Genomic DNA, 12474 nt, shown 5'->3' with positions numbered 1-12474 from the left:
TTCTCCAATGAGTTAAGCCAGCGCCCACTCGGCGGCCTGGCGCGCGTGGATGGCGGTGGTGTCGAACAGCGGCACGTCCGCATCCTGCGGCGCGACCAGCAACGAGATTTCGGTACAACCCAGGATGATAGCCTGTGCGCCCTGCTCCACCAAGCCGGCGATGATGCGGCGGTACTCGGCGCGCGAGGCGTCGACGATGCGGCCCAGGCACAGCTCTTCGTAGATGATGCGATGGACGATGTCGCGGTCGTGCTGGCCGGGCACGATCACGTCGAGGCCGTGGCGCTCGCGCAGGCGGTCCTTGTAGAAGGCTTGCTCCATCGTGAAGCGCGTGCCCAGCAGGCCCACCTTGGTGTGGCCGGCCTGCTTGATGGCGGCGGCCGTGGGGTCAGCGATGTGGAACAGGGGGATGTCCACCGCCGCCTCGATGGCGGGCGCGACCTTGTGCATGGTGTTGGTACACAGCACCAGGAAGTCGGCGCCGGCGGCGCGCAGCGCGCGGGCCGCATCGGCCAGCATGGTGCCCGCCGCGTCCCAGTCGCCGGCGTGTTGCAGGCGCTCGATTTCGTGGAAGTCCACGCTGTACAGCACCACCTTGGCCGAGTGCAGACCGCCCAGGTGTGCCTTCACCGTCTCATTGACCTGACGGTAGTAAGGCACCGTCGATTCCCAGCTCATGCCGCCTATCAGCCCTATCGTTTTCAATTGCACTCCCCCAAGAAGTCCGGAACGCAAGCATACACGGCGCCGCGCATTTGCGCAGCGGCCGCTGGTGCGCACGGCGCGCGTTTCAGGCTTCGGCCCGGGCGTAGCTGACGGTCAGGATCTCCCACTGATGGCCGCCGGGCTCGTTCCAGTAGACGATGCGGCCACCGTTGTAGCTGCCGACCTGATAGTCGATATCGGCGTGCACCGAGCTGCGGTAGGGAATGCCGGCGGCCTTGATGCGGCCGAGGATGGCGTCGAAGTCCGCCTGCTCCACCCGGAAGCAGTAGTGCTGCAGCGGGATGGGTTCGGGCCACTGGTCGAAGTCGATGGTCAGGCCGTCATTGACGAACACCGGCGCGAACGGGCCGACGCCGGTGGGGGACCATGGCACGCCCAGCAATTCCGCCAGCTACTTTGCCGCCGCGAGCTTGTCGCTCACGGGCACCAACAAATGATCAAGATAAATAGCCATATGCACCTCCGGCTGTCATTTTAGCGAGGGCGCGCGGAGATGGCCAGACCGCTTGCGCCCCAAAACGGTCATTGGCGAAATCGTTTAATTAAGTTACCGGATTTTAATCAAATCTATGTCATACGGCAACTTTATCCGTTACTCGAACAAGTCTATTGTCACGCTCAATTTCTCCAAGCATGCGCTTCGAATTTGATTCGCACGATGCAATGAGTTTATTTGAGAAATATTCTTCTTTTCCTGATTTATCTGAAGCGAATATGAGTTCGAAATTAGGCGGAAGGTAGAAATCATCAATAAGTGGCTCTCGTCTAAAATTGATGTCTTTGATTTTTCCAAGCTCAGAATCGACGATTATCCCGATTCGCCCCAAAGGCTTTGGATCAGACTCTTGAATCCTTGAAATCAAAACACGCCACGCCGACACCTCTGGATTGCCAGGAACATTTAGGCGGTAATCTTGGAATACCGTTTCTCCTGAACTTTGCCCGTACGCTCCCCCCCCCAAGTCTTTTAGAAAACCTTTATAGACAGTGGTAAACGATATCGTTCCTATATCCTTGAAATTTATTGTATTGGTATCAATTGCATAAAGGTGGTTATACCGCTCTAATAGACGATGAACTGTGGCAGGCGGGGATGAATTTTCGAAATAAAATGCATTTATAACTCTGCGTTTCTCCTTTCCCTCATAGAATGTGAGAACCTCCACCTCGCTTGGACTCAATAACGAATCTGGCAAGTCAAGGATTGAAGCAGGGCGTCCGTAGATTTGGATTGATCGCCCATCCATAGTCAGACACGCACGGCTAAAATACATTGGTTGGCGAAACGTTACGTTAATTTTTGTATGACGTGTCTCTTTTTTTGAGTTTTTATTACGTTTGACTCCAATCGTCGTGTTGTCCAATAAACTGATCGTACTTTTTACGTCGTTTATGTCAAAAGTTATGTGGGTGCCAGATTTTGTTACTGCCGACATATCGAACTCGACTGGGTCGGTCCGTAATTTACGCATAAGCCTCCCTAATTAGAATCAGCATGAACTTCATTCGACGAGGGTAGCGAACTTTTATTTTCGGTTGTAACTTCTGTAAAACCACAATCTTCCAACGGTTTTGGGACTCTCGGTTGATAAACATCCCTTATAGATGCGATTTCCGAACTCTGTGACCACTCAGTGGCTTTTGTAATGTGTAGATCGTAACCCATAGCTATAGATAAAAATATAGTAATCTAGGATGCCGTATCGATTGAAAAATCTCGCCACGGCTTCCACGGGAAATTTGTAAAAAACAGGCCGCTTATGGCCGACTTCAGTCGTCGATAGACGACATCATTTTTTAGCTAACGGCATCAGCACCTTCGTTTGATATGATTATGTGTCGAGGCATCCAGCAGTCATATTTTGCGGTGGCGACCTCTGCTTTACATGTTCCACATACTAAATTGGGGCCGTCGCACCCATCTAAGTCACAACAACCGTTTAGCCTTCCAGGTTTGTCAATCACCTCCATTGACAAAGCATCCTTAGAATTAATGACCCACTGCCCATTTGACCACTCGTCATCCTGGATCGTAGCTCCTTCAGGAATCAGGTCTTGCCCATCTTCCTCACATAGCTCGACAGGATAATTTGTAACTTCTTTCGTCAGTATTGTTCCACATTTGTTGCATTTAAATTTCATTGCTTACCTGCTGTATTTTCGCGAAGGTTCCAGAAAAATGTTGAAGCCAAGATGTCCCAGCTTACGCGAATGTCTGTAACTGGCCGTCAGCTGCCCAAATTACGATTCACTTTTTCGCTAGTCAGGAGCGCCTCATAACGGCGCCTCTGGCCAACATAGAACAGAGCCGCTAAACCACCAAAACCAAATGCGGCAATGTATTTCGTATCGCCGCCCTGATGGAGCGCCATCCAAAATTCCAAGGCCGACAAAAAAATCCATGGTATAGGTACGATGTACATTGCATTTCTCTTGAAGAAACTTATTTTCACTTTTTACCCTACTTTTTTGTCGAATTTTGTTGGCTCGCGCGACCTCAAAGACGGCTCCTGGCCGGAATCGGCCTCACTATGCCACGCTAATTTGCTCTAACGTCGCATACTTATCAGTTCCGTTCGACGTCACGATAACTTCGACCAAAACGCCACCACTGACATGTTTGACAGGAATGACACATTCGACTAACGCGAAGAGATTGGGAGCGTTCGGGGCGAAGAATTTCACTTCATAGCCGAGTTCAAGTTTATATGCTAAACCGGAAGCGCCAATCTGTTCTAAACACTCTTTTAGGTCCTCCTGAATAGCTGCAGCTGGTTCCCGGCCAAGTGCAGTAGCATATCCAAAGCGAGAAGCCAAGGTGGTTATGTCCCCGGAACACAGAAGGCGAACGGCATCATGCCCAACGGCCTTCAGTGCCGCGTCATCAACGTCTTGATTACTTATCTGCACTCTTGAGTACCCTTATATGACCGGCGGCTTCTGGCCGAGAGACGCCTACGACACAGTCAGCGGCTTAATTTCAGCCACATAATTCCGAAGTTTTCCGTGGCTATGGTAATTCAAGAAATCCGACATGTCCGGCGTCAGTTCAAGTTTCGCTGCCGTCGTCCAAAACCGTCGCTCACCGAGTAGAGGAATTAGCCCTTGCATGAGGCCATAGCTACAGTTATGTTTCCCTAATAACAGCCACCCTTCAAGTAGCTGTACCACGTCCTCTATCGGGAGCTGCGAGGAACGCGTGAGAGAAATTGCGTATCTGTAATTATGGCCGAAAAGTTCGTTAATAAACGCCAATCGTTCTGTCACTGGGCGCGACCGTAGCCACCTACGAAGCTCAGTATCGTCCTGTCCAATGCCTGACCGACGCGCAAAATTCTCCGGCAAAAATTCTTTATCAGTCATCTCACTTAGACCTTCATCTACTCGGTCGCCTATGGGGCCACTTGTGGCCGTTATAAGACGGTACCTGTATCCGCCAACACCGAAAATTTCCGCCATCCGCCAGGTGGGTCCCAGTCCCCCTCGCCGTCGAATTGTCTCGAATCTGCTGCATGCAGAAGCACTCCGTCAATTCCTAGATTTTCCCGTATCCAAAGCAACTCACCCGTCCTCGAGAACGCTAGCGCCTCTGAGGCGGATGTAACGAGTATGGAAAATTTTGTGGGAAGATTTTCGAAATCGCTACCATCGTATATACGGCCGAAATAGCCATCGAGTCGATGGCCAGTTACCTCACCAGCCTTTGCATCCAAAATAAATACATATCGACCAAAGCCAATAAACACGAGGCTGGCTATACATCGAACGTCTTGGAAGCACGAGGCTCCGGCGTTGGATAGCACGTTCACTCGGGTTCGTAGACCTTCATCATCGAAAATGGCAACGCTTGTGGCAACGGTAGTGTCTGCCCCGTCACCGCCAACAGTAATGACTCGGTCGTATTGTCCTTCATCGAATTTGTCCGTGAAATGAATTTCCATATTTTAATTTTATAGGTCACGGTCCGCTGTTGGCCGGTTTGAGCCGTTAAAGCCGCCACCATGATTTTTTTCGAGTGAACTGCATCAGTGGTATTTTTTCCGGAGCCAACTGCGTGGGGTCTATAAACCCTTCAAGCTGGTAGCCAAACAACGAAAGTAAAGCTGCTTCGCCTAGTTCTAGCGGATGAAATGGGAATGGGTAGTCGTCATCTTCTTCCTCGGGATCCAAAGCAGGATGCTCACCGTTCCAGTAGGGCTCCTCGAAAGTTAGCCTGTCTCCCGTGTTCTCCAATATACCGCTGTCCGGCGACAAACTAAGTGAACGCTGCAGTTTCCCGTCCTTCCACACCGCATATGCGAACCAATCAACGGAGCTGTGCATCGCGTGCAAATAAACAGAGTGACCTGGCCAGGCATCAATGAATTTAGCTGGCAGCTGCGAAGGAAGGTCGATGCCAAACTCTTTGGCCGCAACTATGGTGAGCCCAGGGAAGCATCCAACAACCAACTTATCATCAGCTGGGCAGGTGAACGACAAATCTCCGTCACCTGAAGGCGTTATCTTCTCAGGCGAAAATAACTTCTTCGCAAATTCGCTTGTAGCCGCTTGATCAAGTATGGGATTGCTTTTTAAGATCTCTTCGGGATTGCCTTTGCTATAAACGAGCATCCAAGTCTTCGCACCCATTAAATTCCTTTATTTTTGTCCGTCTGCTGCTGGCCGGTTGCTGAAGCGGCTAAACTGTCACTTATTCGTTGTCTCTCACGTTGCCAACCAGTCCAATATCAGCGACTCCGGCCTCTTGCGCGGCTTCCATCGCAGCCTTAACTTGTTGATAACTAGTATTCTTGTCTGGCAGGAACTGAACTCGTTTCACTTTCTTCGAAATTAAAGCAGCGGCAAGCGATTGTCGAGAGGTGTAGGTTTCGCCATCAACCTTAAACTCAAAGCTGGAAATCGCGATTTCAGTCCGCTTTTCTTCGATTGCGCACCCCGAAATTAAAATCAAAGCCATTAGGGAAATTTTCACTCCTAAGCGCATTTTTTTAACTCCCTAATTGCGTACTAGCTCGCTTCAAGATTGTCCGGTAATAGCCGGTTTCAGCTCCGGTTTAAACACACGGCTCCGCGACTATCTTGCCGCCAACTATATGCTCCGAGCATCCGCTTGGCATAGGCAATGTCGGTGCACAGATGCCTGGCTTCACCGCCTTGTTCTTCACGGGAGTGCAGTCACCTTGGCACTCGTTATCATCAGAACATGTCTTACCCGAGTCACCGGTTTCGATTGCACAAAAATAGAACTGGCCCATTGGGAAAAGAATCCATTTCCCACCTCGCTCAATACACTGCTGCTTATTCTTAGCTTGCTTCAGCTTTTCGACTATTCTTGACTCGCTCGCCGAACTGCTCAGCGTGAATAGCGCTACTATGGTTAATAGAATACTTCGAATCCTCATGCAATTTACTCACAAAAATTGGAGCCCCGTTCGACAATCCAACTCCGTCTGCTTCTGGCCGTTTTGAGAAGCTCGGTAAATGCCTATCATTCGGGTTCGGCGTAGCCTTCAGCAGCGCTTTCACCTTTTTCCAGATTCACTTTAAAATGAATGCCAATTGTCATCGAAACACCAGCCTTCACTTTTCAAGTTATCCGCCATAATTTCCAGATTTCTAAAGCCAACCCACGAGAGGCGCGGAGTCCGCTCAATTGTTTTGGGACCACTCCACATCGAAAAATCTACGCCGCTACTCATCAGAACGTTGACATCATTACCTACATATGCAATCGACAATTTTTTCTACAGTCCAAGGACTGGCATTGAAAATAAAAATTTCCTAAAGCGGCTGTGGATCACTTAGTTTCTTAAATTTTGATCGTCCGCGATTAATTGTATCGTCTTCGTTCCATGAAAATCCTGACTTAACTGAATATACTGCACCTTCTAAATCAGTATAAAAAAGTAATGCGTACGACTTTAGCAACTTCTTCTACGGTTTTTTATCTGGAAGCGCCATATTTTCTCCAATGCACTGGTCATCTGATAGCCTATTTCAATTCGGCTATCTGGTAATGGCCGAAAGCTGAAGGCTATCGTAAATCATCAAAAGTCCGAGTAAACTCGGGCAATGACATAAGGTTGGATTTTTCCTTGTATTCCAGCTCAGATAGTGGACCTTTAACAGTAACACTTGGGTCCACATACTTCGCATCTTTTTTACGGTCCAAGATGAAATAATTAGTGACGGCTTTGTTACCCGATGGATGTTGCTTCGCTACGATGAAGTTCTCATTCCAGCCAACCGAAAATACCATCTCAGGGATGCGTCCAATACAAGTATCTTCTTCTTTCAACTCATAACAAACACTCATTTCTTCTGTGATGTCTATGGCCGACAAGCGGTAAGGGCCAGTGATTTTTTCATCAAATACGACGGTTTGCCAGCAACCAACAAGCTGCGTCAACAGCAGTAGAATGAGCAAGATAGTCTTTTGCATCGTTTTTTTCACTGTCCGGTTCTGGCCGATACCAGACCAAGCCCTTTCCTATCCGCCCAGACTGCCCTTGTCAGTCTGGGAAATTATTTAAACACGTAAGCGGCCACGGCTGCCAATGTTCAGGACTGACGTTCCCCCCTCTCCGGCTCGAGCTGTTTGCGGACACGATAGCTTGGTGCCAGCAGTTTGTATTGCAGGCGTTGCTTGAACTCGGCTTCGCGCTGCTGCCAGGTCGGCGCGCGGGCCTTCGGCGCCGGCAGCACGGTCGGCTCGCCGTTCATCTTCAACTCGGCGACCGGGGCGTCACCGGCGTCATCCTTGTTGTCGGTGTAGTGGATGCGGCCCTGGGCGTCGGCCCATTTGTAGATCTGGGCGTGGCCGCTGGCGCAGGCGCACAGCAAGGCGATGGTGAGCAGGGTCCGGGACATGATGGGTTGTTCTCATGGAGAATCGACCCGCCGATTGTACGAAAAAGTTCTGCCGAGAAATCTATTGAAATGTCACCACTATTGCAGCAATACCACAGCGCCGCGCGCGATCGAGTGCACCACGGCCATCACGTCCCAGTTGGTGAGGCGGATGCAGCCGTGCGACTGGGTCTTGCCGATCTTGCCCGGCTCGGGCGTACCGTGAATGCCGTAGTGTTCCTTGCTCAGCTCGATCCATGCGACGCCGACCGGGTTGTTGGGGCCGGCCGCGAGGCGGGCCTTGGCGTCGCCGGCCTTGGCGTCCCAGAACAGCTTGGGGTTGTAGCGGTACTCGGGATTGGTGGCCACGCCGCGCACCTGCCAGCGGCCTTCGGGCAGCGGGTCGTGCTTGCTGCCGGTGCTGGCAGGGAATTGCGCGAACGGCATGCCGCCCGCGTCGAGCAGGGTCAGCGTGCCGTCGTGGGCGTCGACCAGGATCGAGCTGGCCTTCGGCAACGGCTTGGCGGCGGCCACGTTGGGCACGGTCAGCTGGGTGCCGGCGCGCGTGAGCGATTTGCCAGGGTTGAGGCGGCGCAGCAGGTCGGGGCTGCTGTGGAAGCGCTCGCCCAGCGCCTCGGCCAGGCTGACGTAGCCCAGCGCCGGCAGCTTGGACTTGGCCATCATGCCGGCCGGGATTGGTGCGTACGGGCCGGCGACGTCCTGCGCGGTGACGGTGTAGGTGTCGAGCACGGGCGCCTGGTCGCGCTCCAGTTCGGTCCAGGTGGCGGCATCGACCACGCCGGTCAGCGGCAGCTGGTGCAGTTTCTGGAAACCGATTATGGCCTTGCGCATATTGCTGCCGTAGGCGCCGTCCATTTCGCCGGACGAGAAGTGCGCGCGGTCCAGCAGCACTTGTGCCCGTAGAACCTGATCGCCCTTGGCGTGCGGGCCGACGGTGGCGGCCTGGGCGATGCCGGCCGTCGCCAGCGCTATTGCAAAAAACAAGACTCTCAAACCAGAACTCGACTGACGATGTGGGCGCCTATTCTAGCTCAAGCCCGCTCGCTGCGGCGCTTGTAAAAACGCAGGATGGCGTTGGCGGAATCGTCGACCAGCACCCTGCCCCACCACGCGGCGTACCAGTTGAAATTGGTGCTGACGCGGTAGCTGACCACGATGTCGAGCCGGGTACCGCCGGCCTCGGGTTGCAGGCGGTAGGAGGTGTCGACCAGGTCGAAGTAGCGGCCGCCGATCAGCACGTGGTCGTCCAGCGCGCCGGCCGGGAAGGAGTCGGGCTTGAAGTCGTAGGTCCATTTGATGTAGCGGTTTTCTTCCCAGGCCGTGATCGGCTCGTCGAAGCGCACATCCTTGTCCCAGCGCAGCTTGCGCACGCGGCCGGCGGCGCCTGGCTGGGTGACGGCCTCGATCGGATACGGCACGCCAATCATGTAGGCCAGGCCGCCGCTCATCTCGGCCGGCTGGATGTCGACCGCGTGATTGATCAGTCCCCACACCACTTCCGGCCTGGCGGCGATGTGGATGGTCTCGGTCGACTGGCTGATTTGCTGCGGCAGCGCCACGTGGGTTTCGGCGTAGCCGCTCAGCAAAGGCAGCATCAGCAGCGCGTTCATCGAGCTGGATTTGAACTTGACGTTGCGGATCAGGACCAGCCCGAGCAGGCCGCCCAGCGAAGCGCTGATCATAAAAATCGGCAGGGCCATGACGATGCAGATCGAACCTTCGATCAGCAGCAAGGCGGTGCCGCCGACGAAGGCAAACATCGGCGCCCAGGGCGCAAGGATCGCATAGCCATACTCCGGCGCGTCATCGCGCGCAGCGTAGACGGTGTAAATACCAAGCACCAGCGGCACCAGCACCACAAAGGAAGTCAGCATCGGCCCGCTTGCGGCACCCATGTATTCGGTGTGGAAGAAAGGCGCAAACCCGAACACCACGCGCATCAACAAACCGTAGGCCGCGCCAAAGGCAAATAGATAGAGTTTTTTCATGGACGGTTTACGACGATTCCAGTTGTTGTGCGACTTCCCAGCTGTGGCCGGCGGGGTCGACGAAGTTTGCGGTGCGCATGCCCCATGGGCGGTTGACGGGGCCGGCGAGCAGCGTCACGCCGCGTTGTCGCAGGTGCGCGCAGACCGCGTCCACGTCCGGCACCCAGATGCTGAGCTGGAAGCGCGAGCCCGCCTCACGCGGCGCCACCACGCCCGGCGCGATGATCTCCGGCGCGCTGCCCGTGTGCAGCAGGTTGACGATCAGCGTGTCGAACTTGAGCGCGGCCGATACCGCGTCCTCATACACAACCGGCGCGCCGAACACGTCGACGTAGAACGCCTTGGCCGCCGCCACGTCCTCGACGAACAGGCTGATGGCGCTGATATGGTTCAAAGGATTTGTCATGGGTCTAGTCCGGTTTCCGGTATCGCTGCACGAAGGTGCCGAGGTGGCCGCGATGGGCGTCCAGCCAGCTCCACAGCGCTTCGACCTGCGCAGGATGGGCGCGGTAGTAGCTGGCGTTGAAGGCCAGCCACAGCCGCGTGTTGATCAGCGGCTGCGGCAGCTGCACCACCACGCCGCGATAGCGCTTCAAGGTGGCGGCCAGGTGCTCGGGCTTGACCAGGTTGACCACCACGCCGTCCACCCGGCCCAGCTTGAGCTTCTCGATGTTGCGCTCCAGGTCGCGGGCGCCGTCGTCCACGGTCAGGCCGGATTCACGCAGGCGGGCGTTGGAGCTGCTGCCCTGCGTCGCGCCCAGCACCTTGCCGCGAAAATACTCGCCGGGATTGGTGCTGGCCGGGAGTTTGTCACTGGCGCGCACCAGCACCACCAGCGTGTTGTGCAGCGCTCGGTTGAGGTCGACGTTGCCGTCCTTGTCGCGCGGCAGCGCCACCGACGGCGCGTAGCTGGGCAACTCGCCCAGCGGCGTCATGTCGATGTCGCCCGCCTCCAGCGCCACGCGCAGCCGCGCCACCGGCAGGCGCACCAGCGTGGGCGGGCAGTTGAAGCCGGATTCCATGACGGCGCTGCGGATCAGGTCGACCGCCGCGCCGGGCGGTTCGGGCACCTGCTCGCCCTCTCCGATCCAGTATGGCGGACGGTTCTGGTCCATATAACCAACCCGCAACGGCGTGCAGGCGCCGGCGCCGTGCGCTACGGGGGCAAGCGTGGCCAACATCAGCAATATGCCAGCGCGAATCGCCATGCGTGATCAGTTTTCGGGAGGTTTAGGAGCAAGTGGCGGCGGCGCTGCGGCCTGGCCCTTGCCGACGATCTGGATGAAGATTTCGTTTTGCTTGATCATGCTGAGCTCGTAGCGAGCACGCTCCTCCACCGCGCCGGTGCCGTCCTTGAGGTCGCGCACTTCGGAGTCGAGCTTGGCGTTGCGGGCGATCAGTTCCGCGTTTTTCTTGTGGGCGGTGTCGACCTGCCCTTCGAAGTCCTTCACGCGCAGCCATCCCCCCTTCCCCAGCCAGAGCGGGTACTGGATCAACAGCAGCAGGGCTGCCAGTGCGAGGGTGATCAGGCGCATGGAGTCGACAGCGGCCGGAACGGGTCCGGCCGCGCTTGCTAAATTACTTCAGATTATAGAACGCGTCGCGGCCTGGGTAGGAAGCGATATCGCCCAGGTCTTCCTCGATGCGCAGCAGCTGGTTGTACTTGGCCATGCGGTCCGAACGCGACATCGAGCCGGTCTTGATCTGCAGGGCGTTCAGGCCAACGGCGATATCGGCGATGGTCGAATCCTCGGTCTCGCCCGAACGGTGCGAGATCACGGCGGTGTAGCCGGCGCGCTTGGCCATCTCGATGGCGGCGAAGGTTTCGGTCAGGGTGCCGATCTGGTTGATCTTGATCAGGATCGAGTTGGCGATGCCTTTCGAGATGCCTTCCTTCAGGATCTTGGTGTTGGTGACGTACAGGTCGTCGCCGACCAGCTGCACCTTCTTGCCCAGTTCCTTGGTCAGGATCGCCCAGCCGTCCCAGTCGCCTTCGTGCATCGCGTCCTCGATCGAGATGATCGGGTACTTGTCGCACCAGGTCGCCAGCAGGTTGGTGAACTCGGTGGCGGTCAGGCTCAGGCCCTCGCCTTCCAGCTCGTACTTGCCGTCCTTGTAGAACTCGGAAGCTGCGCAGTCCAGGCCGATGGCGACCTGGGTGCCTGGCTCGTAGCCGGCTTCTTCGATCGCCTGGATGATCAGCTTGATCGCTTCTTCATGGTTGGCCAGCGATGGCGCGAAACCACCCTCGTCGCCCACGGCGGTGCTCAGGCCCTTCTTGTGCAGGATCTTCTTCAGCGTGTGGAACACTTCGGCGCCGTAGCGGACCGCTTCCTTGAACGACGGTGCGCCCACTGGAATGATCATGAATTCCTGGATGTCCAGGTTGTTGTCGGCGTGCGCGCCGCCGTTGATCACGTTCATCATCGGCACTGGCAGCTGCATCGCGCCCGAACCGCCGAAGTAGCGGTACAGCGGCAGGCCGGCTTCTTCAGCGGCGGCCTTGGCCACGGCCATCGACACGGCCAGCATGGCGTTGGCGCCCAGGCGGGCCTTGTTCTCGGTGCCGTCCAGGTCGATCAGGGTGCGGTCCAGGAAGGCTTGCTCATTGGCGTCCAGGCCCATGATGGCTTCCGAGATTTCGGTGTTGATGTTTTCGCAGGCTTGCAGCACGCCCTTGCCGAAGTAACGCTTCGGATCGCCGTCGCGCAGCTCGATCGCTTCGCGCGAACCGGTCGACGCGCCCGACGGCACGGCGGCGCGGCCCATCACGCCCGATTCCAGCAGCACGTCGCATTCGACGGTAGGATTGCCGCGCGAGTCAATGATTTCACGTCCGATGATGTCAACAATAGCACTCATGTCATTCTCCAAAGTTAGGCGATGCGAA

General features: G+C 55.7%; 16 protein-coding genes. All 16 read right to left on the bottom strand.

Annotated features, from left to right (window positions below; all coding sequences use genetic code 11):
* Positions 1-12: 12 nt before the first annotated feature.
* Positions 13-705, bottom strand: coding sequence for an aspartate/glutamate racemase family protein (locus GTP90_RS11410; protein WP_161083634.1), 693 nt, complete (start codon positions 703-705; stop codon positions 13-15).
* 85 nt (positions 706-790) lie between these two features.
* Entirely contained in the window at positions 791-1099 is a 309-nt protein-coding gene (locus GTP90_RS11405) for a VOC family protein (protein ID WP_254451826.1), read from the bottom strand.
* A gap of 199 nt (positions 1100-1298) precedes the next feature.
* Positions 1299-2162, bottom strand: a complete 864-nt coding sequence (locus tag GTP90_RS11400; RefSeq protein ID WP_161083633.1) for a hypothetical protein — start codon at positions 2160-2162, stop codon at positions 1299-1301.
* A gap of 792 nt (positions 2163-2954) precedes the next feature.
* Positions 2955-3149 carry a hypothetical protein gene (locus tag GTP90_RS11395; protein ID WP_161083632.1) on the bottom strand — a complete coding sequence of 65 codons (195 nt, stop codon included), beginning with the start codon at positions 3147-3149 and terminating at the stop codon, positions 2955-2957.
* A 106-nt stretch (positions 3150-3255) separates the two neighbouring features.
* Positions 3256-3636 carry a hypothetical protein gene (locus tag GTP90_RS11390; RefSeq protein ID WP_161083631.1) on the bottom strand — a complete coding sequence of 127 codons (381 nt, stop codon included), beginning with the start codon at positions 3634-3636 and terminating at the stop codon, positions 3256-3258.
* 503 nt (positions 3637-4139) lie between these two features.
* On the bottom strand, positions 4140-4667 hold the full coding sequence (locus tag GTP90_RS11385) for a hypothetical protein (RefSeq protein ID WP_161083630.1): 528 nt from the start codon (positions 4665-4667) through the stop codon (positions 4140-4142).
* 46 nt (positions 4668-4713) lie between these two features.
* The gene (locus GTP90_RS11380) at positions 4714-5355 is read right to left on the bottom strand and encodes a DUF6928 family protein (protein WP_161083629.1); all 642 of its coding nucleotides are present in this window, start codon (positions 5353-5355) and stop codon (positions 4714-4716) included.
* Positions 5356-5416: 61 nt separating this feature from the next.
* Positions 5417-5710 carry an ExbD/TolR family protein gene (locus GTP90_RS11375; RefSeq protein ID WP_161083628.1) on the bottom strand — a complete coding sequence of 98 codons (294 nt, stop codon included), beginning with the start codon at positions 5708-5710 and terminating at the stop codon, positions 5417-5419.
* Between the two features lie 1050 nt (positions 5711-6760).
* Complete coding sequence (locus tag GTP90_RS11370; protein ID WP_161083627.1) at positions 6761-7168, bottom strand: DUF3997 domain-containing protein; 408 nt, start codon at positions 7166-7168, stop codon at positions 6761-6763.
* A 119-nt stretch (positions 7169-7287) separates the two neighbouring features.
* A complete protein-coding gene (locus GTP90_RS11365; protein ID WP_161083626.1) occupies positions 7288-7596 on the bottom strand; it encodes a DUF4124 domain-containing protein in 309 nt (102 codons plus the stop codon).
* A 78-nt stretch (positions 7597-7674) separates the two neighbouring features.
* A complete protein-coding gene (locus GTP90_RS11360) occupies positions 7675-8589 on the bottom strand; it encodes a L,D-transpeptidase family protein (RefSeq protein ID WP_161083625.1) in 915 nt (304 codons plus the stop codon).
* 38 nt (positions 8590-8627) lie between these two features.
* The gene (locus GTP90_RS11355; protein ID WP_254451825.1) at positions 8628-9584 is read right to left on the bottom strand and encodes an SRPBCC family protein; all 957 of its coding nucleotides are present in this window, start codon (positions 9582-9584) and stop codon (positions 8628-8630) included.
* Between the two features lie 7 nt (positions 9585-9591).
* Entirely contained in the window at positions 9592-9990 is a 399-nt protein-coding gene (locus GTP90_RS11350; protein ID WP_161083624.1) for a VOC family protein, read from the bottom strand.
* Between the two features lie 4 nt (positions 9991-9994).
* On the bottom strand, positions 9995-10792 hold the full coding sequence (locus GTP90_RS11345; RefSeq protein ID WP_161083623.1) for a substrate-binding periplasmic protein: 798 nt from the start codon (positions 10790-10792) through the stop codon (positions 9995-9997).
* 6 nt (positions 10793-10798) lie between these two features.
* Positions 10799-11119: a cell division protein FtsB gene (gene ftsB / locus GTP90_RS11340; protein WP_116990291.1), complete on the bottom strand. Its 321-nt coding sequence runs from the start codon at positions 11117-11119 to the stop codon at positions 10799-10801.
* A gap of 43 nt (positions 11120-11162) precedes the next feature.
* A complete protein-coding gene (gene eno / locus GTP90_RS11335) occupies positions 11163-12446 on the bottom strand; it encodes a phosphopyruvate hydratase (RefSeq protein ID WP_161083622.1) in 1284 nt (427 codons plus the stop codon).
* Between the last annotated feature and the right edge of the window lie 28 nt (positions 12447-12474).

The organism is Duganella vulcania (assembly GCF_009857655.1).
GTDB classification, from domain to species: Bacteria; Pseudomonadota; Gammaproteobacteria; order Burkholderiales; family Burkholderiaceae_D; genus Rugamonas; species Rugamonas vulcania.
Note: the sequence above shows the minus strand (reverse complement) of the source record. Positions and strands in the feature narration are given on the sequence as shown.